Source organism: Clostridium budayi, from assembly GCF_055396605.1.
On sequence record NZ_AP042456.1, the window covers coordinates 2,227,155 to 2,252,845 of the forward strand.

General features: G+C 28.4%; 25 protein-coding genes. 6 read left to right on the forward strand and 19 right to left on the reverse strand.

Translation table 11 applies throughout. From position 1 onward, the window contains the following. Positions 1-170: 170 nt before the first annotated feature. Positions 171-788 (forward strand): 3'-5' exonuclease, encoded by a 618-nt coding sequence (locus ACZ5TJ_RS10680; RefSeq protein WP_039314426.1) that lies wholly within the window; start codon positions 171-173, stop codon positions 786-788. Between the two features lie 96 nt (positions 789-884). Further along, positions 885-1,157 (forward strand): hypothetical protein, encoded by a 273-nt coding sequence (locus ACZ5TJ_RS10685; protein ID WP_464199540.1) that lies wholly within the window; start codon positions 885-887, stop codon positions 1,155-1,157. Between the two features lie 37 nt (positions 1,158-1,194). Here the strand turns inward: ACZ5TJ_RS10685 and pflA are convergent, their stop codons facing one another. From pflA to ACZ5TJ_RS10760, 15 genes are all read right to left on the reverse strand, one after another. After that, positions 1,195-1,905, reverse strand: a complete 711-nt coding sequence (gene pflA, locus ACZ5TJ_RS10690; protein ID WP_464199542.1) for a pyruvate formate-lyase-activating protein — start codon at positions 1,903-1,905, stop codon at positions 1,195-1,197. 167 nt (positions 1,906-2,072) lie between these two features. Beyond that, positions 2,073-4,304 carry a formate C-acetyltransferase gene (gene pflB, locus ACZ5TJ_RS10695; RefSeq protein ID WP_464199544.1) on the reverse strand — a complete coding sequence of 744 codons (2,232 nt, stop codon included), beginning with the start codon at positions 4,302-4,304 and terminating at the stop codon, positions 2,073-2,075. A 231-nt stretch (positions 4,305-4,535) separates the two neighbouring features. After that, complete coding sequence (gene pyrE / locus ACZ5TJ_RS10700; RefSeq protein ID WP_464199546.1) at positions 4,536-5,213, reverse strand: orotate phosphoribosyltransferase; 678 nt, start codon at positions 5,211-5,213, stop codon at positions 4,536-4,538. A gap of 25 nt (positions 5,214-5,238) precedes the next feature. Continuing rightward, on the reverse strand, positions 5,239-6,135 hold the full coding sequence (locus tag ACZ5TJ_RS10705) for a dihydroorotate dehydrogenase (protein WP_464199548.1): 897 nt from the start codon (positions 6,133-6,135) through the stop codon (positions 5,239-5,241). Positions 6,136-6,146: 11 nt separating this feature from the next. Next, a complete protein-coding gene (locus tag ACZ5TJ_RS10710) occupies positions 6,147-6,887 on the reverse strand; it encodes a dihydroorotate dehydrogenase electron transfer subunit (protein ID WP_464199550.1) in 741 nt (246 codons plus the stop codon). Between the two features lie 11 nt (positions 6,888-6,898). Continuing rightward, on the reverse strand, positions 6,899-7,768 hold the full coding sequence (gene pyrF / locus ACZ5TJ_RS10715; protein ID WP_464199552.1) for an orotidine-5'-phosphate decarboxylase: 870 nt from the start codon (positions 7,766-7,768) through the stop codon (positions 6,899-6,901). Between the two features lie 13 nt (positions 7,769-7,781). After that, entirely contained in the window at positions 7,782-8,978 is a 1,197-nt protein-coding gene (locus ACZ5TJ_RS10720) for a dihydroorotase (RefSeq protein WP_464199554.1), read from the reverse strand. Positions 8,979-8,998: 20 nt separating this feature from the next. After that, entirely contained in the window at positions 8,999-9,424 is a 426-nt protein-coding gene (locus ACZ5TJ_RS10725) for an aspartate carbamoyltransferase regulatory subunit (RefSeq protein ID WP_464199556.1), read from the reverse strand. 1 nt (position 9,425) lies between these two features. After that, on the reverse strand, positions 9,426-10,349 hold the full coding sequence (pyrB, locus tag ACZ5TJ_RS10730) for an aspartate carbamoyltransferase (protein ID WP_464199558.1): 924 nt from the start codon (positions 10,347-10,349) through the stop codon (positions 9,426-9,428). A 342-nt stretch (positions 10,350-10,691) separates the two neighbouring features. After that, complete coding sequence (locus tag ACZ5TJ_RS10735; RefSeq protein ID WP_464199560.1) at positions 10,692-11,675, reverse strand: linear amide C-N hydrolase; 984 nt, start codon at positions 11,673-11,675, stop codon at positions 10,692-10,694. Between the two features lie 445 nt (positions 11,676-12,120). Beyond that, positions 12,121-12,900, reverse strand: a complete 780-nt coding sequence (locus tag ACZ5TJ_RS10740; protein ID WP_464199562.1) for a serine hydrolase — start codon at positions 12,898-12,900, stop codon at positions 12,121-12,123. Between the two features lie 142 nt (positions 12,901-13,042). Beyond that, positions 13,043-14,143: a 6-phosphofructokinase gene (locus ACZ5TJ_RS10745; protein WP_079286456.1), complete on the reverse strand. Its 1,101-nt coding sequence runs from the start codon at positions 14,141-14,143 to the stop codon at positions 13,043-13,045. Between the two features lie 282 nt (positions 14,144-14,425). Then, positions 14,426-15,286: an undecaprenyl-diphosphate phosphatase gene (locus ACZ5TJ_RS10750; protein ID WP_079286455.1), complete on the reverse strand. Its 861-nt coding sequence runs from the start codon at positions 15,284-15,286 to the stop codon at positions 14,426-14,428. Positions 15,287-15,442: 156 nt separating this feature from the next. Then, positions 15,443-16,423, reverse strand: a complete 981-nt coding sequence (manA, locus tag ACZ5TJ_RS10755) for a mannose-6-phosphate isomerase, class I (protein WP_464199565.1) — start codon at positions 16,421-16,423, stop codon at positions 15,443-15,445. Positions 16,424-16,454: 31 nt separating this feature from the next. Next, entirely contained in the window at positions 16,455-18,182 is a 1,728-nt protein-coding gene (locus ACZ5TJ_RS10760; protein WP_464199567.1) for a tetratricopeptide repeat protein, read from the reverse strand. A gap of 300 nt (positions 18,183-18,482) precedes the next feature. Between ACZ5TJ_RS10760 and ACZ5TJ_RS10765 the strand changes: the two genes are divergently transcribed. Beyond that, positions 18,483-19,841, forward strand: coding sequence for a MurT ligase domain-containing protein (locus ACZ5TJ_RS10765; protein ID WP_464202319.1), 1,359 nt, complete (start codon positions 18,483-18,485; stop codon positions 19,839-19,841). A gap of 15 nt (positions 19,842-19,856) precedes the next feature. Then, complete coding sequence (locus ACZ5TJ_RS10770) at positions 19,857-20,588, forward strand: type 1 glutamine amidotransferase (RefSeq protein WP_464199569.1); 732 nt, start codon at positions 19,857-19,859, stop codon at positions 20,586-20,588. A gap of 39 nt (positions 20,589-20,627) precedes the next feature. Here the strand turns inward: ACZ5TJ_RS10770 and ACZ5TJ_RS10775 are convergent, their stop codons facing one another. Continuing rightward, entirely contained in the window at positions 20,628-21,380 is a 753-nt protein-coding gene (locus ACZ5TJ_RS10775) for a polysaccharide deacetylase family protein (protein ID WP_464202320.1), read from the reverse strand. A gap of 174 nt (positions 21,381-21,554) precedes the next feature. Between ACZ5TJ_RS10775 and ACZ5TJ_RS10780 the strand changes: the two genes are divergently transcribed. After that, positions 21,555-22,847: a D-alanyl-D-alanine carboxypeptidase family protein gene (locus tag ACZ5TJ_RS10780; protein ID WP_464199571.1), complete on the forward strand. Its 1,293-nt coding sequence runs from the start codon at positions 21,555-21,557 to the stop codon at positions 22,845-22,847. 33 nt (positions 22,848-22,880) lie between these two features. On the opposite strand, the gene ACZ5TJ_RS10785 is transcribed toward ACZ5TJ_RS10780, so the two are convergent. Genes ACZ5TJ_RS10785 through ppaX form a run of 3 tightly spaced genes read right to left on the reverse strand, consistent with a single transcriptional unit; the run spans position 22,881 to position 24,538 of the window. Continuing rightward, on the reverse strand, positions 22,881-23,537 hold the full coding sequence (locus ACZ5TJ_RS10785; RefSeq protein WP_464199573.1) for a flavin reductase family protein: 657 nt from the start codon (positions 23,535-23,537) through the stop codon (positions 22,881-22,883). Between the two features lie 7 nt (positions 23,538-23,544). Continuing rightward, the gene (locus ACZ5TJ_RS10790; protein ID WP_464199575.1) at positions 23,545-23,883 is read right to left on the reverse strand and encodes an arsenate reductase family protein; all 339 of its coding nucleotides are present in this window, start codon (positions 23,881-23,883) and stop codon (positions 23,545-23,547) included. A 19-nt stretch (positions 23,884-23,902) separates the two neighbouring features. After that, a complete protein-coding gene (gene ppaX / locus ACZ5TJ_RS10795; RefSeq protein WP_464199577.1) occupies positions 23,903-24,538 on the reverse strand; it encodes a pyrophosphatase PpaX in 636 nt (211 codons plus the stop codon). A 167-nt stretch (positions 24,539-24,705) separates the two neighbouring features. On the opposite strand from ppaX, the gene ACZ5TJ_RS10800 reads away from it, so the two are divergent. After that, positions 24,706-25,683 carry an acyltransferase family protein gene (locus tag ACZ5TJ_RS10800; protein WP_464199579.1) on the forward strand — a complete coding sequence of 326 codons (978 nt, stop codon included), beginning with the start codon at positions 24,706-24,708 and terminating at the stop codon, positions 25,681-25,683. Positions 25,684-25,691 lie beyond the last annotated feature (8 nt).

Here is a 25,691-nt window from a genome sequence, read left to right on the forward strand (position 1 = left end):
TCTTAATAATTCATAGTATTTTTGTCAGAATTATTTTCTTCTATTATACTATTTTTCCATATAAAATTCAATAATTCTTACCAATTCACTAAGATTTAATTTTATTTTAATATTTTTAAAATGTAGTATATAATTATTTTATGCCCATAAGAAATTTAGGAGGATGTTTAATGAAACTATTATTTTTTGATACAGAAACAACAAGCATAAGACCTGGCCATATATGCCAATTAAGTTATATAACAGTTGATACATCAACTAAACCTCAAAAAACTGTAGGGAAAAACTTTTTCTTTGCTGTAGATGAAATGGATCCAAATGCTGAAGCAGTACATGGATTTTCCTTAGAAAAATTATATGAATTATCTTCTGGTATGTATTTTGAAGATTCAGTTGCAGACTTTATCGATGATTTTATGGAAGCTGATTTCGTAATTGGTCATAACGTAAATTTTGATATAAAGTTTATGCATAGTGAACTTTTATATCTTGGTGCAAACTATGAACCAAAGAGAACATTCTGTACTATGGCTTATTATAAAGATATTTGCAAAATATTAAAGCCAAATGGAACTTACAAAAATCCAAAACTTGAAGAAGTTATATCATATTTAAATATTTCAAAAGAACAAATAGAAAATAAGGCTAATGAATTATTTGAAGGTAGTGGTAATTATCATGATGCAAGATTCGATACTGCCGCGACTTATTTAACAGTTATTGAAGGATTAAAGAGAAAAATTATACCTCATGGATACTTCTCTGACATAATTAAAAACGAAAATTAATTTATTTTTATAAACAGTTACAGTATGCAAATATTGTAACTGTTTCCATTATGCTGTATAATTTATATTGTATTTATTTGTGGGGAGGATTTATTTATGAATACTCAATTTAAAACTTTAATTAAATTTGTGCTTTCTTTGGTTGGAATTACAGTTGTTTTTAATTTCGTATTTAAAAATCTTGTTATTTCATTTCCAGCTGCATTTTTAATTTCAGTTACTTATTTCTATTCACCAGAGAAGCTTATTGCGAGAAGGGAAAAAGAAGAAGCAGAAAAAGAACTTGCTGCTACTGAAAATAACGATACTTTAGATAATAAAAATGGGAATTGTAAAGGGAATAATAAAAAATCTAAAAAAAATAAATAGCATAAAAATAGGATTGAGCAATTTATGCCCAATCCTTTTAATTTTCATCTAATATTTCATAGTATCTTTTTATAACTTCTTTATCCATTTGAGGTATTCCTTCTAATGGATATGCTAATCCCATATTCTCATATTTATTTACTCCAAGTAAATGATATGGAAGAAGTTCTACTTTCTCTACATTTTTTAAAGTCTTTATAAATTTCTTTAGTTCTCTAATATGTTCTTCCCCATCAGTTAATCCTGGCACAACAACATGCCTTATCCACATCTTTGTTCCACTATTTTGTACTGCTTCAAGGAATTTTAAAGATTCATCAATATTCATTAAAGTTACATTTTTATATCCTTCTCTTGTTAGATCTTTTATATCAAAAAGAACTAAATCTGTATGTTTTAATATTTCATCATACATCCCAACTCCAAATCCTGAAGTATCTATACACGTATGTATCCCCTCTTTTTTACATAATTTTAATACTTCAATTAAAAACTCTGGTTGTCTTAAAGGCTCTCCACCTGAAAATGTAACTCCACCATTTGAAGTGTTAAAATAAGGCTTATATCTTTTTATCTTATTTACTAATTGAGATGGTGTGTATTCCTCACCACATCCATATTCCCATGTATCAGGATTATGACAATACTTACATCTTAAAGAACATCCTTGCAAAAATACAACTACTCTTATACCTGGACCATCTACAAGTCCCATAGTTTCTATTGAATGAATTTTTCCTATAGTCATTAAAACTTCCTCCTTGAACAATTGATAATTTAAAGCTTATAAATAAGATTTATTTATAAATTTTAAATCATCAATTAATTATTTAAAATTATAATACATATCCCCTGCTAAGTATAAACCTAGCAGAGGATAATTTGAAATTTCACTAAATTTTAATAATATAAATATTACATTTTTGAGTGGAATGTTCTGTTTATAACATCAAGTTGTTGTTCTCTAGTTAACTTAATGAAGTTTACAGCATATCCTGAAACTCTAATAGTTAATTGTGGATATTCTTCTGGTCTTTCCATTGCGTCTAATAATGTTTCTCTGTTAAAGACATTAACATTTAAGTGATGAGCTCTTTGACCAAAGTATCCATCTAACATATTACTTAAGTTAGATATTCTCTCTTCTTCTGATTTACCTAAAGCATCTGGAACTATTGAGAAAGTATTTGATATACCATCTTGTGAATGTTCATATGGAAGCTTAGCAACTGAGTTTAATGATGCAAGTGATCCACTTGAATCTCTTCCGTGCATTGGATTAGCTCCTGGTGCAAATGGTTCTCCAGCTTTTCTTCCACATGGAGTTGTTCCTGTTTTCTTACCATATACTACATTTGAAGTTATAGTTAATATAGATTGAGTATGATATGAATTTCTATAAGTCTTATTTTTTCTGATCTTGTCCATCATATTCTTAACTAAGAATACAGCTATTTCATCTACTCTATCATCATCATTTCCGTATTTAGGGAAATCTCCTTCAACTTCAAAGTCAACTGCAATTCCTTCTTCATTTCTTATAGGCTTAACTTTAGCATATTTAATAGCTGATAAAGAGTCAGCACAAACTGATAAACCAGCTATACCACAAGCCATTGTTCTAAATACATCTCTATCGTGTAACGCCATTTGAAGTGATTCATATGAATACTTGTCATGCATGTAATGGATGCAATTTAAAGTATTAACATAAAGATTTGCTAACCAATCTGTCATTACATCAAATTTTTCCATTACTTCATTGTAATCTAAATATTCACTTGTTATAGGTGCCATCTTAGGTGCTACTTGTACTCCTGACTTCTCATCTTTACCACCATTTATAGTATAAAGTAAAGTTTTCGCTAAGTTAACTCTTGCGCCAAAGAATTGCATTTGCTTACCTATTTTCATAGCAGATACACAACAAGCAATAGCGTAATCATCTCCCCAATATTCTCTCATTAAATCATCATTTTCATATTGAACTGAGCTTGTATCAATAGATACCTTTGAACAGAAATCTTTAAAGTTTTGAGGTAATCTAGTTGACCATAATACTGTTAAATTTGGTTCAGGTGATGGTCCTAGTGTATAAAGTGTGTTAAGAACTCTAAATGAATTCTTAGTAACTAAGCTTCTTCCATCTATTCCAATACCAGCTATTGATTCAGTTACCCAAGTTGGATCTCCTGAGAATAAATCATTGTATTCTGGTGTTCTTAAGAACTTAACTAATCTAAGTTTCATTACAAAATGATCCATTATTTCTTGAGCTTCTTCTTCAGTGATTACTCCTGCATCTAAATCTCTTTGAATATATATATCTAAGAAAGTAGAAGTTCTACCTAATGACATAGCAGCACCATTTTGTTGCTTAATTGCAGCTAAGTATGCAAAGTAAAGCCATTGAACAGCTTCTTTAGCATTCGTTGCAGGCTTTGATAAATCAAATCCATAGCTTAATCCCATTTCTTTAAGTTCTTTTAAAGCTGATATTTGATCAGTAATTTCTTCTCTTAATTGAATTACATCTGAATCAATAGTGTTAACTTCTAAGCTCTTCTTTTGCTCCATTTTATCTTCAATTAATCTATCTACACCATATAAAGCTACTCTTCTATAGTCACCTATAATTCTTCCTCTACCATAAGCATCTGGAAGTCCTGTTACTATACCATATTTTCTAGCTAATCTCATTTCATCAGTATATACATCAAATACACCTTGATTATGAGTTTTTCTGTACTTAGTGAATATTTCTGATATTCTACCATCAACTTCATATCCATACGCTTTAGCTGCATTTTCTGCCATTCTTATACCACCTTGTGGCATAACAGCTCTCTTAAGTGGAGCATCAGTTTGTACCCCAACTATCTTTTCAATTGCTTTGTCTATATATCCAGGTGCATATTCATTTATTCCTGATACTGTTTTAGTATCAACATCTAAAACTCCACCATTTTCTCTTTCTTTCTTAAATAGCTCACTTACTTCATTCCATAACTTAGTTGTGTTTTCAGTTGCTCCCTTTAAGAAAGAATCATCTCCTTCATATGGAGTATAGTTATTTTGAATAAAGTTTCTGACATCAATTTCTTTTTGCCAGTTTCCTTCTTTAAAGCCTTCCCATCCTTTAAACATAATGTTTTCGCCTCTCTTTCACATCATTAATTATGATTTAATTATATTTGACTATGCACACATAGTCAATAAATATTTTCATTTGAAAAACGTTATCAATAATTAAATCTTCTCCCAATAACTATTTTAAACTAAAAGGCACCAAATGTAAAAGTTTTTTTAACATTCAGTGCCTTTTGTGTACATATTGTATATTAATTAGACTTTTTGTAAATAAAAGCCTTATCTATTTTATTCTTCTGCTCCATATTGTTCATAATACTTTCTTATTCTTTCCATTATGTCATCGTTTATTATTACTTTTCCATTTATCTCTTTATTATATAAATAATCTATTACTTCTTTCATTGTAACTATAGCGCAAGTTTTAAATCCAAACTTTTCTCTTATCTCTGTTAAGGCAGATTTATTTCCTTTTCCTCTCTCCATTCTATCTACTGATATAATAAGTCCTTTAACATCTACATCACCCTGTTCCTTTAATATAGGCATTGTTTCATATATTGATGTACCTGCTGTTGTAACATCCTCAACTATTAAAACTCTATCATTATCTTTTAAATTACTTCCTAGAAGTATTCCTTTATCTCCATGATCTTTAACTTCTTTTCTATTTGAGCAGTAACGAGCATCTATATTATAAATGTCAGATAAAGCTATAGTTGTTGTTACTGTTAATGGTATTCCCTTATATGCTGGTCCAAATAAAACATCATATTCATCATCAAACTTTTCTTTTATTGCTTTTGCATAAAATTCTCCTAATCTTTTAAGCTGACTTCCTGTTTTATAGTTACCAGTGTTTACAAAGAAAGGTGTCTTTCTACCACTCTTTGTTACAAAATCACCAAAAGTTAAAACTCCACATTCTATCATAAATTCAATAAACTCTTTTTTATAATTTTCCATGTTTAAATCCCTCCAAAACTCTCTTTTATATAATTCCTCTTATTTCATTAATATCCTTAATTCCTTCTCTGATTAAGAATTCTTCCATACCTTCTATAATTTCTTTTCCAGCCATTGGATTCATAAAATTAACTGTTCCAATTTGTATTGCAGTTGCTCCTGCCATTATAAATTCTATAGCATCTTCATATGTTGATATTCCACCAAGTCCTATAACAGGTATATCTAGCACTTTACTTACTTCATGTACCATTCTAAGTGCTACTGGTTTTACAGCTGGTCCTGAAAGTCCTGCATATACATTATCAAAGACAGGTTTTCTATTTTTTATATCTATAGCCATACCTTTTAAAGTATTTATAAGAGATATAGAATCTGCTCCAGCTTCTCTACATTTAACTGCCATATCAACTATATTTTCTGCATTCGGTGAAAGCTTAACCATTAAGTGCTTATTTGTAATATCTTTAATTTTTTTAACTACATTATATGCAACATCACTTTTTATTCCAAATGCCATTCCACCTGACTTTACATTAGGGCAAGATATATTAAGCTCTATCATATCTATATCTGTGTTATTTAATTTGCTTACAGCCATTTCATAATCTTCAATACATCCTCCACCTACATTTGCAATGATATTTGTAGATAACTTCTTCATTTTTGGAAGTTCATTTTCTATAAATCCATCTATACCTGGATTTTGAAGTCCAACAGAATTCATCATTCCACTTGGGGTTTCATAAACTCTTATTCCATTATTACCTTCTTTTTTATTTATAGTAAGTCCTTTAGAAGATATCCCTCCAAGTATCCCTACATCATAAAAATTATTGTACTCTTCTCCAAATCCAAATGTACCTGATGCAGCTATAACAGGATTTTTAAATTCTATTCCACCTATATTAACTTTTAGCATACTAACTCCCCCTATAACTCTACATAGTATCCATCAAAGACTGGACCATCTTTACAAGTTCTCTTATTTCCATCTTTAGTTTTACAAGTGCATACTAAGCATGCCCCAACTCCACAAGCCATATGTTTTTCCATTGATACATATACCTTTGTATTAGTTTCTTTGCACATTTCAATTACTTTTTTCATCATAACTTCAGGGCCACAAGCTAGTATTACATCATACATTTTTGTATCTAACATATCTGTTACGAATCCTTTATGTCCAACTGTGCCACTATTTGTTGCAATCTTCACATCATCAGAATATTTCTTAAATTCATCTATTAAATATACTTCATCTCTAAACCCTGCATATACATCAATACTTCTTGCAGTATTATTTTTTCTAAGTTCCTTACAAACTTGAATCATTGGAGCTGTACCAACTCCCCCAACAACTATTCCGACTTTTCCAAGATTTTTTGATACATCAAATCCATTCCCTAAGGGTCCTGTAATATTTATGTTATCCCCTTCTTTAAGTCTTGAAATTTCTTCTGTTCCCTTTCCAACTACTGCATATATAAAAGTTAGCTTGTCATTTTCTTTTTCACATATACTTATAGGTCTTGGAAGAAGTGCATTTTGAGTTTTAAGCATATAAAATTGCCCACATTTTATATCTCCCTTTGATTCAACAACTAATTTATAAATATCGTTAGTAATTCTTTCATTGCTTATAACATTAACATTCTCATATGATATACTCATTTAAACTCCTCCTAAACTTCGCAAGCTTTTCTTATTTCGTCTCTCATTTTAATAGCTTCTTCTCTTGCACATTTTGCAAAATTTTCTTCTCTTTCATTTCTCTTTTTATAAGCTAGTAAAATTCCTCTTGATGAATTAACCACTCCACCGTTACCGTTTCTTAAGTAAAGTGCTACATCTTCAGCTTTTCCACCTTGCGCTCCATATCCTGGTATTAAGAAGAACATTTCCTTTAAGTTTTCTCTTATTTTAGCTCCCTCTTCTTTATGAGTGCATCCTATAACTCCACCCATTGGAGTATATCCACAGTCTCCAACATATGGTTTTCCAAGTTCTAATACCTTTTCTCCAACAATGTCGTATACATTTTTTCCGTCTTTACTTTTTATATATTCGATATCTATTGCACCTTTATTGGATGTTCTAACTAAGCTAAATAATCCTTTTTTGCCACTTTCAATGTAAGGAATATATGGCATGATGCTATCCATTCCCATATAAGGACTTACTGTTATAAAGTCCGCCTCAAAATCACCTTCAAAATGTGCTTTTGCATACATTTTTGCTGTAGCATCTATATCTCCTCTTTTTATATCTGCAATTACTATTTCGCCCTTTTCTCTAAGATATTTTATAGTATCTCTATATGCTTCAAGGCCCTCTATTCCTAACGCTTCATAATAAGCTATTTGTACTTTAAAACATGCAGCTACATCAAAAGTCTCATCTATTATCCTTTTATTAAACTCAACTATTGCTTCTTTATTGCTTCTTCCATTCTTTATAAACTCAGGAACGTATGATATATCAGTATCAAGCCCTACACATACTACTCCTCTTTCTTCCACTCTTTCATATAATCTATCTATTATATTTTTCATAAATTCCCCTCACTTACTTTTTATATAGAACTCGTCCACCTTTTATTGTCATAACTACTTCACCATAGTATTTCATTCCTTCAAATGGTGTATTTTTTCCCTTTGAATAAAACTTATCTGAATTTATTATTATTTCCTTATTAAGATCTAAAAGCACTACATCACCATCTAATCCTATGCTAATATTTCCTTTATTCATCTTTAAAATCTTAGCTGGGTTTCTAGACATCATCTCTGATAACTTATTAATTGTTATAACTCCTTCTTTTACTAGTTTTGTGTAGCAAATTGGGAAGGCTGTTTCAAGTCCAACCATTCCTGGTGAACCCTTTTCTTTATCTTCTGTAGTGTGTGGTGCATGGTCTGTGCCAATACATTCAACATCTCCATGACTTATTGCTTTTAGTAAGAAATCCACATCACTTTTCTCTCTAATTGGTGGATTTACTCTATAATTATTTTTATCATTTGTTAAAGCTATATGATGAGGTGTTACTTCACATGTAACATTAGCCCCGCTACACCTTCCATCTATAATATATTTCATTGCTTCTTTTGTGCTAACATGAGCCATATGAAGCTTAGCCCCCGTTACTTTTGCTAAAGTTATATCTCTCCATGTCATCATATTTTCTGCAAGTCTCATATCAATATCTGAAAATTCATTTGATTCTGCATGTGACATTATTACCCAATCATTTTCTTTTGCTATTTTCATAGCTTCCATCATAATTCTTGAGTCAGAAACTCCAACTCCATCATCTGATATTGCTTTAACTCTTTTATCATTTTTAAAATCTTCTAAGTGAGATAAAGTTTTTCCATCAAAATTTTTTGTTATAGTAACACATTGATGTATATCTATAAGTTTTAAGCTTTCTTCTTTACTTTTTACATAGTCTAACACTTCTTTTGTTGAGCAAGTTGGACTTGTATTTCCCATAAGGCATACTCCAGTATATCCACCTCTAAGTGCTGCTCTTGATCCTGTTTCTAAATCTTCTTTATAAGTTAATCCTGGATCTCTAAAGTGAGCATGTGTGTCAACAAATGCTGGCATTAAAGTAAGTCCTTTTGCATCTACAATATCCACATCATTTTTATTTATGCTTGTTCCAAGTTCTTTTATCTTTCCATTTTCTATATAAACATCACCAATAAAATTTTGGCTTGAATCTACTACATTTGCATTTTTTATTAATATATTCAAATTAAACACCTCTTTTTAGATTATTTTAATTTACAAATATGATCGCAATATTCACATCTATAAGTTGCTTCTTTTTCATCTACTAATATGAAACTTTGAGGCACATAATCTTCGTTTTGTGTTATACATCTCTCATTTTCGCAAACTATTTTATTTTGAGCCTTTTTAGGTAAGTTAGGGACTATTTTATTAATTATTTTTTCATCTCTTACTTCATTAATTGTTATATTTGGAGATATCATTGCTAAAATTTCATAATTAATTTCTTCTATGCCCTCTACTTTTATAATATCTTTTCTACCGCCTCTATTACTCTTAACATTCATTATTAAAGCTACGCTTAAATCTGATTTTTCTAAATTTAAGTGATTAAATATTTTTATTCCAAATCCTGCTTTTATATGATCTATTACTAGTCCATTTTTAATACTTGTTATTTCTAGCATACTAACATACCCCCAATAATCTGCATATTAAAGCCATTCTTACATACATTCCGTATTCTGCTTGTTTAAAATATGCTGCCCTATCATCATTATCAATTTCTATTGATATTTCATTTACTCTTGGTAGTGGATGCATAACTATCATATCTTTTTTAGCAAAATTCATTTTTTCTTTATCTAATATATAGCTATCTTTTAGCCTTAAGTATTCTTCCTCGTTAAAGAATCTTTCTTTTTGAATTCTAGTCATATAAAGTATGTCTAGTTCTTCTATTACATCTTCAAGTTTTTCAACTTCTCTAAATTCTATATTATTTTTTCTTAATACTTCATCTCTTATATAATGTGGTATTTGAAGTTCTTTTGGTGATATAAGTATGAATTTATTTCCTTTATATCTTCCCATAGCTTTTATTAAAGAATGGACTGTTCTTCCAAATTTTAAATCTCCACATATTCCTATAGTGTGATTTTCTAATCCTTCCTTTAATGATTTTATTGTTAAAAGATCTGTTAATGTTTGTGTTGGATGTTGATGTCCACCATCACCTGCATTTATTATTGGTACACTTGAATATAAACTAGCTACTTTTGCTGCACCCTCTTTTGGATGTCTCATTGCAATAATATCTGAATATATTGATACCATTTTTATAGTGTCTGCAAGGCTTTCACCTTTTGATGCTGAACTTGAATTTGGTTCTGAAAAACCTAAGATATTCCCACCTAGTCTCATCATTGCTGATTCAAAACTAAATCTTGTCCTAGTACTAGGCTCATAAAATAGAGTTGCTAGAATTTTGCCATCACATACTTTGGCATATTCTTTTGGATTTTTTATTATTTGATGTGCTAATTCGAATATTTCTTCTAATTGATCTACTGTAAAATCTCTAGGATCAATTAGATGTCTGTTTTTTAACATAATATCACTCCTTCTTAACCTCTCTGTGTTAAATTTAAAGGTATCATTTTTAGTTTTATATTATAAAAAAAGCCTTCCTTAATGTAAAGGAAGGCATAATTATCCCAATTATAATAATACTTATTAAAATAATATAACTTCCTTACTGATCTCTCTGTATCAAATTAAAGGTTATCTTTTCTGTAAGAATACCATGTAAAACATAATCTGTCAATATTATGTTTCTATTTTTAATTATAGTTATCAATTATATTCTCTCACGCAATCTCTAAACAAAATCTCAAACTATTTCTAAGTCTTAAATAGCTTGAGATTTTGTTTTATATAATAATTTATTTCTTTCTATTTAACTGAATAAGTTACTAATTCACCATTTTTAACATTTTCTAAAGAGAATTCCATTGTATCTATATGATTGAAAACGCGTAAATATAATTTTCCTAAACTTTGATCATATGCACACATATAACTTGAGAAGTCTGATTCCTCTTCATTTTCATTGAAATGTTCAACACCCTTTGGAACCCAAACTGAATTTAAAACACTAAATAAATAAGCTGGTGCTTCTTCATCACTAACGTCATCTATAAGATTTCTTAAATATGCTGCACGTACAAATCTTGATGGTGAAGTATAATCACCTGGTAATCCAAGAAGTCCTGTACCATTTGAAATTGGTATAATTGTTGTTTTTTCATTTAATTTATTTTGCTTTCTATTAAATCCTTGCACTTGCATATAATTTGCTAAATTAGTCATATGCCAATCAAATGTTGGATCATTTGCCATTACCCCTACCGTATTATCGAAAACACGAAAATGTCCATGATTTGTTGGTTCTAATACAACTGAATCACCTTTTTTATCTGTAAATGTATAATGAACAGTAAGAGGATGTCCTTTTCCTAATTCTCCTAATGAAGGAATATCTTCAGATGTAACTACAACCTTTGATATGTTTTCCTTTATATCACTTACACTTTCAAAATTACTTAAAATCCAGGGAACTATTTCACCACTATTAATTGGTATAAGTCCTTCTTTTTCTATATTCTCTTTCTTGTCCCATGTACATGCATTTAAAAATAAAAGTCCTCCAGCAAGACCTTTTTCATTAACTCCATCAAAAAATACAGTAGATCCTACTAAGTTTATACCTAAAAAAGCATATTTTGTTTTCCAAGGGTTACTTTGTGTTTCTAATGTAAAATTTTTAGGCACAATAGTTATTTTTGAATCGACATCAAAGGGATTAAATCCGGTATCTAAAGTCCTTCCCCAATAAAGATTATTTTTGTTACTTGAAATATGGACGTGAGTACACACTTAAAACATCTCCTTAAGAATAATTTAATTTACATTTTTAAAATATACTCATCCATATTTGATGTCAATTCACTAAAAGTTCATATATGAACAGTAAAAATTCAAGAAATATTATTGAACTTTATTATGTATAAATTCTATAATATTAACTTATATCTATAATATTTATTGCTTTAATTTTTAAATAAATAATTACATTTATTTAAACAATATTTTAATATTTCGATATTTTAATTTAACTTAAAAAGTAATTGTTTACTATTAATTTTTATTATTAACAAATTCATTTTTCTTTTATCAACTCTAAATTCATACCTCTGATATTGGTACCTAAAAGCACAGTTATTCTATTTATAATGTTATAATATTCTACATAAATGTATTATGCATAAAAATAGAATAATAGACAAAAATTAAAACCCTTGTATTTACAAGGGTTTTATTATTAGTGCCAGTTATTCATTATATCATCCCACATCATTTTGCCTGACTTAGCAAGTGTTACTGTTCCATAGACACTATTTGGAATTCCCATTGAAAGAACAGTAAATGTGAAACTTCCTTTTGATAATTGAATTAACGCAGTATCATTTTCAACTCCAGGTTTATCCCCAGTTTTACTTGAAATTTCATATTTTAAGTCATCTGGTATATAAAGTGCTAATTTATTTTTTATTTGTTGTCTTCTAAGTATATCTATAAGCATTGTGCTATTTTCTTTACTTAAGAATGTAGCATCATATAATATTTTCCAAGCCATTGATAAATCTTTTGCAGTAGTTAGATTCTCAACTTTTGGTTTCTCTTTTCTTTCATCAGCTGTTTTTCTATTTAGGACAGTATTCTTAAGACCCATTTCTTTCAAGTAATCATTTATTCTTTCCATACCTACGATGTCTATAATTTTATTAGCTGCCGTATTATCACTTTGAATAAGCATAGCAACTAAAAGTTCAAATATTGTATAATCTCTTGCATCAAATTCATGTATTATTCCAGTTCCGTAAACTTTATCAGCTCCATCTATTCTTATTTTATCCATAAATGTAACTTTTCCAAGTTCAACGTCTTTTATAAGTGCCATGGCAACAGGTAACTTCATACATCCAGCAGCAATCATTTGAACGTTTTCATTATAGCCATACACAAATCCACTATTTAGGTCTTCAAAAAAGAAGCCATAAGTTCCAATTCTTGATTCTAAATATTTTTTAATCTCCTTCATAATACCCTCCAGCTTTCAAATTAAAATCTGCCCTAATATTAATAAAATTATACCATATTTTCATAAATTTTAGAAGATTTTAAATTTTTTGTTTTTTATAACAAACAAGGACTTAGCAATAGGCTAAGTCCTGTATTTTTAATTAATCTCCAAAAGAAATGCCTATTTTTTTAGCTATATTAACTAATTCACATTCCGGATCAACTTGTTTTGTCTTTTGACCTATAACATTCTCTAAACTATCATAAGTTATTTTATCACCCTTTAGACAAACCATGTTTCCAAATAATTCTTTATTTATCATCTCTACAGCACTAACACCGTATCTTGTTGATAATATTCTATCAAAAGTTGAAGTATTTCCTCCTCTTTGTATATGACCAAGAACAGTACATCTTACTTCATGATCTTTTATTACCTTTTCTAAATCATCCGCTAACTTATTTCCTATACCACCTAATCTTATTGGATCTGGACTATCTTCCACAATCTTTGAAACTACAACCTCTCCATCCTTTGGCTTAGCACCCTCTGCCACAACTATTATAGTAAACAGTTTACCTTCTGCTTTTCTCTCATTAACTTTTTCTACTATTTTATTTATATCGTAAGGAATTTCAGGTAATAAAATTACATCTGCAGATCCTGCTATACCTGATTCTAATGCTATCCATCCAGCACCTCTTCCCATAACTTCACATAACATTATTCTGTGGTGTGATTCAGCTGTTGTATGAAGCCTATCTAAAGCTTCTGTTGCAACATCTATTGCAGTATTAAATCCAAATGTTACGTCTGTTGATGCTAAATCGTTATCTATAGTTTTAGGAACTCCTATTACTTTTATTCCTTTTCTTGAGAAATCTCTAGCTGAAGTTAAAGTTCCATCCCCGCCTATAACGACTAATACATCAACCCCCTCCTTTTTTAAGTTCTCAACTGCTACATCCGATACATCTTTCTTTACCATTTTTCCGTCTTCTTCTACTAGGTAATCAAAAAGGTTGTCTTTATTTGAACTATAAAGAATTGTTCCTCCTCTATGAAGTATTCCTGATACTGACTCTAAAGTTAATGGTATAAAATCATTATTATATAATCCACGATACCCAAACTTATATCCTATAACTTCATATCCATAATTTAAAATGGCAGTTCTAGTAACAGCTCTAATTACCGCATTTAAACCTGGGCAATCTCCTCCACCAGTTAATAAAGCTATTTTCTTTATTGCTTTTGTCATCTCACAAATCCCCCTCTACCCGTTTATACAAATATTATTAATTAAATCTTCTTTATTTTCTGACAATTTAAAACAAAAAAATTTAATTAACTTTGCTAAAAACAATCTCGCGACATCAATTGCAATTGTTTTCATTTTTAGCATAAAAAGTAAATTGTCCTTTTTCTTATAATATCATAATTCATTAATATATTAAAGATATTTTTTTAACATATTACAGTAATTTTAAGTAACTTATAAAAAAGCTTAGCAAAAATAAATTTGGCTAAGCTTTATAACATTCTATAATGGTGGTAATGAAATTATGTTTGTAAATACTAGTATAGCAAGTAATACTCCAACTATTACTCTATATACTGCAAATACTCTCATAGGTTTCTTCTTTAAGTAGCTTACAAATTTATTCATTACTACTAATGCAACTATAAATGCAACAACAAATCCTACAGCTAAAGCAACCCAATTTGTAGTATCCATTATTGAATAATCAAATTTAATCATATCTAATAATGTTGATCCAAACATAGCAGGTATTGCTAAGAAGAATGAAAATTCTGCTGCAACAGGAGTTGATAGTCCACCTATCCATCCCCCCATTATAGTTGAAGCACTTCTAGACATTCCAGGCCACATAGCAAAACATTGAGCTACCCCAACAACTAGTGATTCCTTTGGTGTAATATCATCTATATTAGTTGCTTTTGGTCTTCTTTTTCTAAAAATATTTTCTATTACTATTAAAAGTATACCTCCAACTATAAAACCATATATTACAGCTACTGGCGTAAATAAACCTTTAATTGCATCATGTAATAAAAGTCCAATTATCATTGCTGGTATTGACCCAACAATTACATTTATTCCAAATCTAAAACCAGTTTTACCTTCTTTTCCACCTGTAAATATATATTGGAAAAATTGTACCACACTACTACTAATCTTCTTCCAATATAACACTACTACTGCAAGTATTGCACCTAGTTGTATTACAACAGTAAACATATTAGCAAACTCGCCCTTAAAATTAATTAGTTCTCCAACCAAAATCATGTGCCCTGTTGAAGATACAGGAACAAATTCTGTAAGGCCTTCTACAATAGAAATAATAATTGCTTTAAGTATTAAAATTAAATCTAACCCCACCAATTCTCACTCACTTTCAAAAATTATTGACTTTTTAATTATAATTGTTATTTAATATATTGTCCATATTATTCATGTAATAGTAATATTTAAAAACATAATAAAAAAGTAGAGGTGTGCCCCAAATACGCATACCTCTACTTTTTTTAATTTATATTATTTTAAAACACTAGCTAAGATTTTTTCTTTTTCTTCTGAAACATCTGGAACGTAACTCTTAAGAAGAGTAAATTCTCCTTTTAGTTCATATTCTCCAAGATAAGCAGGTATTAATATACTATCTCCCATTTTAATTTCTAAACTTTCTCCATTAGAAATTATTTCTCCATTTCCTTCAACACAAGTGAATAAGAAGAATCTATTTTTATCACTTTGTTCTTTTGCGTTAGTTTTAATTTCATACTTTTCTATTGCAAAGTATTCTCCAAGGCAAAGTATTGTTTTATCATATCCATCTTCATGAATTGTTATTCCTTTTATGTTTTCTCCCTTTAATGAGAAATCTATAACATCTAGAGCTTTTTGCACATGAATTTCTCTTCCTCTATTATAATCATAAACTCTATAAGTTGTATCACTATTTTGTTGAATTTCTGCAATTACAACCCCTTCACAGATAGCATGTACTAATCCACTCTTTACATAGAACATATCGCCTTTCTTTACTGGAATTTCATTTAAATAAGGTGATAGGTTTCCTTCATTTATTGCTTTTTCAAAAATTTCTTTGTCACAATCTTTTGTACCAACTATAAGTGTAGCACCTTCTTTTGCATCAACAACATACCAAGCTTCAGTTTTTCCAAGGTCATTTTCTTCTCTTTTTGCATACTCATCCCCTGGATGAACTTGAACTGATAATTTATCATTTGCATTAATAAGTTTTATTAATAATGGGAAATTTTCAGTTTCTATTTTATTACCAACAAGTTCATGACCCAATTTTTTTATAAGGTCATCAAATCTTGTACCTTTAAACTCACCATTCGCTACTACTCCAGTCCCATTTCTATGACATGCTATATCCCATGACTCTCCAATAAGACCTTCTTTTGGCATATTGTCCCTAAACTTTTCTAGGTCTCTTCCTCCCCAAATTTTATCATAGTATAAATTTTTAAATTTAATTGGATACATATTCTTCTAACTCCTTCTTCTAAGCTGTGTTTTAATATAATATTTCAACTTGAGATATGTCTATCTTTTTATAGTTACCATCTTCAAGCTGTTCATTAGCTGATTTTATTGTATCATAATTGTTCTTTATTGAACTTTCAATTAAAAGTTCTTCTAATCCACCTTTTAATTCTTCTGCTGATTTTATATTTTCATAAGCTCTTCCTATATCTTCTACATGAATAGCATAATATATTGCTGCATTATTTAGTACTTTTACATTATTTTTATTTATGTTATAAGCTTTCTTTAAATTTTCTATAGCCTTGTCCATATTATTATTTTTTAAATAATATGCTCCAAGCAGGTTGTAATAATCATCATTAGAATTATCCACACTAACTAAATGCTCTAAATTTTCTATAACAGATTCATCATCTTCTTTTTTAATATTTATAACTGCCATATTATAATAATTATTGGCTCTTTTTTCTTCTATCTTAGAGGCTAATTTATAATAATCATATGAAGTTTCTATATCTTGTTTTGTCTCATCATAAAATTTAGCAGTGTTTTCTATAATATTATAATTAAATGGTTCATAATAAATACTTCTTCTTAAATATGATGGTGTGGCTTCTATGTTATTTTGCTTAATTAACATATTACTAAATAATTCCCCATATACTTTACTATACTCACCATTTAACTCTAAACATTTCATTCCATACTCAATTGTCTTTTCAAAATTCTCATCTTTAAGATAATCTTCTGCAATAATATAATTTGCTCCATAATTATCTTCAAATTCTTCTTTTAAATATTCAATACTATCTTTATAGTCTTTATTTAATTTTTTATTTATGTCTATTTTTATAGCATGTACTAATAAACAATCTTTATTTTCATCACTAACAGAATCTATTATATTACTAGCCTCTTCTAATTTATTCTTATCTGCTGAATATATTCTTGATATAAATATTTTATTCATATCACTATCTTTATCATTGTTATAACAGTCTTCAAATTGGCTTATAATCTCCTCTTCTTTACATTCTGTAAATTGATCGATTACATCTAAAAGTCTAATATCACTGTTATCCTTTTCAAAAGATTTTTTTAGTAACTTATATATTTCCTCATTATTATCTAATATTAAATTTAAATTTGCAAATATTGAAATGTCATAAGCAGTATCTTCTAAGTTAATATCCTTTAATATATTTTTAGCTTTTTCTTTTTCTCCCTTTGCTAAATATACAGATATCATTGTTTCTTTTAATTTTTCATTATCACTATCAGTCTTTAAAAAATCTTCTCCATATTGCTTTGCTTTCTCATATTCTCCATTCATCAGATAAGTAAATGTTATGTAATTTCCAAGCTTTTTATCTTCCTCTTTAAACTTAGCTTTTCCTTTCTTTTCTATAAGATCGTTTCTTTGTCTGTAAGCTTTTTCTAACAATGAATTTGATAATGCTTTCTCTCCTTTTAATGAGTATATTTCAGCTTTTTTTACTGTCCATATTGGCCATTTTTTATCTGATTCTTTTTTTGAATACTCCTCTAATGCGTCATCATAATTTCCTAAATAGTATGAATACTCAACTTCATTTGGCATAAGTTCAATCTTTTCACCTACTAATAACTTAGATGTTAAAACTACTATAAGTGCAAATATCATAGTATATGAAATTGTTATTATGCTTTCAACAAAAGGTCTTTTTTCTACTATTTTAGTATACTTTTCTCCTAACTTATTAACAAGACTTTTCATAAAAAATCCCCCACAACTTAACCCTTTAACTAATTTATTAATCTTTAGTTAACCCTTTATTTACATATTTAACATTTTATCAAATTTTTTCTAAAAATTCCACACAACTTCTACTTTTAAAGAAAAATTTCTCTTCATAATATATTAATTTTATTGTCTTTAAAAAGATTTCGATGTAATATATTTTTGTGATATACTAGTTATTATTTATGTAATAATGTCTATAATCCAAAATAAAATCCTTCTTTATATAAGATAGATATTTATTTTTTTAACTTTTACAGGATAAAATTTAAGGTGGTGAGTACTATTAATATAAAATCATTTATTAGTATTATTTCAAGTAAAGTAGTACTATTTATATCAAAAAATTTCTTAAAAGGGGGTAGTACCTTCCCAGGAAGAGTTGCTTTAAAATTAGATAGAAATATTTTAAAAACTGTTTCTAAAGGATATAAGGTTATTTTAGTAACTGGTACTAACGGAAAAACAACAACTACTAGTATGATTACAAACATACTAAAAGAAAATGGATTTAAAGTAATTACAAATAACACAGGTGCTAACCTTTTCCCAGGTATAGTTGCATGTTTTATTGATAACTTTAAATTCTCAGATAAAAATTCTTCTAAATATGCAGTTATAGAAGTCGATGAAGCAAACGTTAAGTTCATTACTGAATACATAAGTCCAGAACTTCTTACTGTAACTAATTTATTTAGAGATCAGCTTGATAGATACGGAGAAGTTTATACTACTCTTACAAAGATTCTTGAAGGTGTTGTTAAATCTCCTAATACAAAACTTGTATTAAATGGTGATGAATCATTGCTTGGAAAACTTGATCTAAAAAATCCTACAGATTTTTATGGCTTCAATATTCCAGTTAAAGAAAATACTAAACTTGATGTTAACGCTGACTCTAAGTTCTGTAAGTTCTGTAAATCTCCATATGAATATAATTTTATAACTTACAATCATTTAGGAGACTTCTATTGTCCTAGCTGTGGATATAAAAGACCTAATCTAAAATATGCTGTAGATGAGATTGTAAATATAACTCCTGATTCTTCAGAAGTTATAATAAATGGAGCTGATATAACAATTAGTCAATCTGGAGTTTATAATATTTACAATGGACTTTGTGCATATGCAATTTCAAAGGAACTTGGAGTTTCTGATGAAGTAATTGCAAAATCTTTAGGTAAGCAAGATTCTAGCTTTGGTAGACAAGAATCAATTAATATTGATGGTAAAAATGTCAAAATAATTCTTGTTAAAAATCCAGCTGGATATAACCAAGCACTTGATACTCTTTGCTTAAATAAAGAACCTTTCTCTGCATTATTTATGTTAAATGATAACTATGCAGATGGTAGAGATGTATCTTGGATTTGGGATGTTGATTTTGAAAAATTAAAGACTTTACCAATAAACAATGTTTTTGTTTCAGGTATGAGAATGTATGATATGGCAGTTAGACTTAAGACAGCTGGACTTAATAAAGATACATTCATAGTAGAAGAAGATTATGAAAAATTAACTGAAAAGATTAAAGAGTGTAATGATAATAATATTTATGTCCTTGCAACATACACTGCAATGATTAACTACAGAAAATATCTTCACTCAAAAGGATACATTGAAAAACTTTGGTAAAAGGAGGATTTACCTATGGAATTAAACATTTGTCATCTATATCCAGACCTTTTAAATGTTTATGGTGATGTTGGAAATATATTGATTTTAAAATCTAGAGCTGAAAGCCGTAATATAAATGTTAATGTTCATAATGTTTCAATTAATGATGATTTTAACGCTGACGATTTTGATATAGTATTCTTCGGCGGTGGTCAAGATTATGAACAATCTATAGTTTCAGATGATTTAAAAAATAATAAAAAAGAGGAACTTACAAGATATGTAGAAGATTCTAAAGTTCTACTTGCTATCTGTGGTGGATATCAACTTCTTGGTAATTATTATAGAGCTCCAAATGGCGAAAAGCTTGAAGGATTAGGTATACTTAATATTTATACAGAAGGTGGAGACACTCGTTTTATAGGAAACACTATAATAAAAAATGAAGAATTCAATCAAACATATGTTGGATTTGAAAATCATTCAGGTAGAACTTTCATAAACGATTTAAAACCTCTTGGAAAAGTTATTGAAGGTTATGGAAATAATGGTCAAGATGGATATGAAGGATGTATATACAAAAACACATTCTGTACTTACTTCCACGGATCACTACTTTCTAAAAACCCAGAACTTGCAGATAAGTTATTAGAACTTGCCCTTTCAAAAAAATATGATGAAGTTTCATTAGAACCTCTAGATGATACTTTTGAACTTAAAGGGAAAGAATGCATATTAAAAAGATATGAAAATAAAGATAAATAAAAAAATACCTACAAAGAAAACTTCTTTGTAGGTATTTTTTTACTCCCTATTAATTACTTTGCTGTTTACTAAATATTGAATTTCTTCATTTGTTATGTTATCTAAAGTTTTAAACTCATAATTTAGCAATTTGTATTCTTGTATTATACTATCTAATGTATCTGCTGTACTCTTCTTGCCTTCGGCATCATGCATAAGTACAACTTCTATCTTATACGTTCCTGCACTATTCTTTATATTATTCCTAATTGATTCACTATATACTTTTGCTGCTGATGCATCACCTGAGTCAATATTCCAGTCCACATACATAATATTTTTACTTTTAAGCCCTTTCTTTATATTATTTAAGACTTCCTTTTTACAAACTAAATTTGTTGACCCTCCGGGCATCCTTACAAATTTATAGTTCTTATTTTGATTTAATACTCTGTTTAATTTGTTTTGACAAACTTCTAAATCTTTAAAATATGTGTCTGAACTTTTATAAATTTGGTTATACTCATGAATATTACAGTGTGGGTAAATGGCCATTCCAGATTTTTTTAAATTTCTTATATTTTCTTTGTTATTTTCAACATTTTGTCCTACAACAAAAAATGTTGCTTTTACATTATTCTTTTTTAAGACATTTAAAATTTTTGCAGTATTTGCTCTAGATGGCCCATCATCAAATGTTAGATATACTACATTTTTTTTGATAGTGGTGCTTTTTGCAGGAATACAAGTCCAACCAGTAGTGATAGTTAGTATAATTGCAATTATTATTGATATTTTATTTATAGTTTTGATACTATCACCTCCTTATTTATAGTTTACCTACAAAATTAATTTTTATTTAATTATATTGTAATAATTTAAATGGCTATTTTTAGCTATTGTTTATTGTTATTAAATGCTTTAGATGTTATACTTTTTTTTAGGCAAGTCCATTTATTTATATCAAAAAACAAACGAGGTGGAGAAATGAAGTTTACTAAGAAAGGATTACTATTAAAAACAATGGCCGTTGTTTTTGTCATATCTTTATTAACTCCTTTTGGAATTATGAAGTCATATGCAGATACACAAACGCCTGAACCATCAATAACAGCAAAATATGCTATTACTATGGATTTAAAGACTGGAGAAGTTATATATTCAAAAAATGCAGATGCTAAAGCGTATCCTGCAAGTATAACTAAATTACTAACTGCAATGATCTTTGCAGAAAATGCACATAAAACTGATACTATTAAATTTACTGAGTCTGCAAAAGCTCAACCTCAATATTCACTACACTCAAACTGGCCAGGAGTTACAATGAAAGTTGGAGACACTATGTCAGCTGATGATGTAATGAAGGGATTATTAATGTTCTCAGGAAATGATGCTGCTTATATGATAGCTGATCATGTTGCTGGAAATGCTGAAAGCTTTGCAGATCTTATGAATAAAAAAGCTCAAGAAATAGGCATGAAAAATAGCCATTTTGTAACACCAAATGGTCTACATAACGTTGATCACTATACAACTGCATATGATTTAGCATTACTTACTAGAGCAGCTTTTAATAATCCTTGGGTTAAAGAAGTTATGGAAACTAAAAATGCAACTATAGCAATCGGTGGAAAAACTGTAAACCTAGAAAACAGAAATAGAACTTTAGGTAAATACGGAAATGAAGCAGGTAAAACTGGTACAACTAATCAAGCTGGTGAATGTTTAGCTGCTGTTTATAACAGAGATGGAAGAGAAATAATAGGTGTTGTATTAAATTCAGCTGTAAGTGCTAATGATACAACAAGATATAATGACATGAATCAAATAATGGATTATAGCTACAATGCAAAACCTGCTGTAATTAAATCTGCTGGTGATTCAGTTGACAATGTTACTTTAAACTATAAAATGTTTAAGTTCTTTGGACCTGAAAAGACAATTGAAGCACCTGTAAAGTTATCAGAAGATGTTATGCTTTATAAAAATTCATTTAATGAAAAGAATTATAAAATAGATTTTAATTCTGATAACCATGATGCATGGTCAGTTGCAACACATAAAAATGTAGATCTTAATCTTAATGTTAAAAATTATAGCACTACATTAAAAGGTACTATTGGTGTATCAGTAGGACAATTATTAAAAGCTAATATATTTGCATACCTTGGAATAGTCTTAGCTATCGTAATAATTGTTTTAATAGTAATATTCCTTATAAGAACTATTAATAGAAGACGTTATCGTAAGAGACGTTACGGAAACTACAGAAGATATTAATTTGTACTAAAAAAGTAGAGAATTTTAAATTCTCTACTTTTTCTTAAATTTATTTGACTTTTTTAATTTATTTTTTTGAGTATTTTTATCTATGTTTTTTTCTTTATTCTTTTTCTTTTGAACTTTCTTTTTCATAACAGAATATCCAAATGAACCAAGTGAAGTTCTAGGTAACTTATAATATTCGCCATGACAGTATGCTAGAAGGTCTCCTTTTTCAAAGTGTATCTTACCTTTATCATCAATTAACTCTTCATTTATATGAGATCCTAAAACTTCTGCAACAAACATATCATGACTTCCAAGGGCTGTTATGCTTTTAACCTTACATTCAATATTTATTGGACATTCTTCTATATATGAAGCGTCTATATGAGCACATTTTTTCATAGTGAAATTCATTTCTTTAATTTTATCTACTTTTCTTCCACTTCTAACTCCACAGTAATCTACCTGCTTTGTCATTTTAGCACTAGGAATATTAACTACAAATTCCATGCTCTCTTTTATGTATTCATAAGATAATCTTTCAGGTCTTATTGATATTGATAACATAGGTGGTCTAGTACAAACAGTTCCTGCCCACCCTACTGTAAATACATTTTCTTTTCCTTCTTTATTTTTTGAAGATATAAGTACTACTGGTACTGGATTTAAAACTACGCTACCTTTAAAAATTCTTTTTTCCATTCTTTTGTTACTCCCACTCTTTCCATACTTCTGGTTTATATCCAACAGTCGCATCTTTTCCATTTCTAACTATTGGCGTATTTATTAAACTTTGATCCTTTAAAAGTAATTCAAGTTTCATTTCACTACTTCTAATTTTATCTAAATTAGACTTTTTATATCCATTAGCCTTTACATTAATAAGTTCATTTAATGATACTGAATTCTTTATATTATTTAATTCTCCCTTAGAAATCCCCTTTTCTTTCATATCTCTAAAAGAATATTTTATATTTCTTTCTTTAAAGTATCTTTCCGCTTTCTTTGTATCAAAACATTTTTTAGTTCCAAAAATTTGTATATTCATTATATATAACCTTTCATTACTATTTTATAAAATTTAATAAATCCATAGGTTCATCTATAAAATAATCTGGATTTACTTCTTCTAATCTTTTTATATCAAGTGCAGTATATTTAACTCCACAAGTTTTACATCCAGCATCCCTGCCGCACATTAAATCAAAATGACTATCCCCAATCATTATAACTTCTTTAGGATTAATATTTAATTTATTACAAGCATATATAGCTGGTTCTCTATTTGGCTTATGTTTATCTGTACATTCTGGAGTAACTATTACATCCATATAATCTATTATATTTGCTATTTCCATTCCTCTTCTAGCAAGTATATCCCTTTTTGATGTAACTATTCCTATTTTTATGTTTCTTCTTTTAAGCTCATTTAAAAGCTCATTAACACCTAAAAAAGCATCACACATATTATCATGTAAACTTTCATTATATTCTCTATACATCTTTATTAAATTATCTATTTCTTCCTCTTTTGCGTAATCTTTAAAACTATCTTGAAGAGGCTTACCAAACATACTAGTAATTTGATCTTTTGATAACTCTAAATTTAATCCTTCTTTAAAAGTATAATAAAAAGATTTATAAATAAGTTCATTTGTATCTAATAATGTTCCGTCTAAATCAAATAAAACCGCCTTAATCATTTTTCATCCTCCTTAGCATATAATCGTTATTATATCAAAAATTTAACCCTTTTACTATGCTACATAAATTCTCTTATGCATATAATAATATTACTTATATAGATTTAAATTGTATTCTAAATTCTTTTATGCTATTATTTTTAACGTAGATGAGATGGAGGTTTTTTATGGAAGTACAAGCTAAACATAGAGATTTTTATTTTGATACGCTTAAAGGATTTCTAATTCTTTGTGTTATTATCGGCAATTCTTTAGAACTTGCTGATCCTCAAAATATAAATATTCACTATTTTATTTTATTTTTATATGTTTTTCATATGCCACTTTTTACATTTATATCAGGCTATTTTTCAAAATTAAGTAGAAGAACTACAGTCCAAAAAGTAAAAGAAACCTTTAAAATATATTTCTTTGCACAATTAGCATATTCTATTTTTTATAGATATATTTTAGGTAATACAGGTCATAAGTTTGAGTTACTCTACCCTAAATGGACTCTTTGGTATCTTTTATCACTTACTTGTTGGTATGTGTTATCTGATTATGTAACTAACAATAAGAAATGGCTTATCGGTTCAATTGTTGTTTCACTTTTAATAGGATTTGATGATACTATAGGTTCTCTTGGAAGTGTATCTAGAACAATTTTCTTTTTACCATTTTTTATTGCTGGTATGACATTTGATAAAAAATATATTGATATTATAAAAAAACATTTAGGTAAGCTTTTAACTTTATCTATTGCTATTTTAGTTATATTATATTTTTTATCGCCTTATATAAAAATAGAATCATTCTTTGAATATTTAAGTTACTCTAATAATGAATATTCAAATTTAATTTTTCCATTATGTATTAGAGCATTTCATTATATTGCTGCATTTACAGTAGGTGCACTTATTTTGGGCTTAGTTCCAAATATAAAAACAATAATTACACCTATAGGTAGAAGTTCATTAATTTTATACCTTTTACACTCTGGGGTAAGTGATGCATTAATATATAGCGGAATTGCACGATATGATAATATTTTTTATTTACTTATATCTGAATTTATAATAGTTATTATTACTGTTATTTTAACATTCTCTTTCTTAAAACTAAAAAAAATATATTATAATAAGAAGATATCTACACAAAATTAATAGAAAAG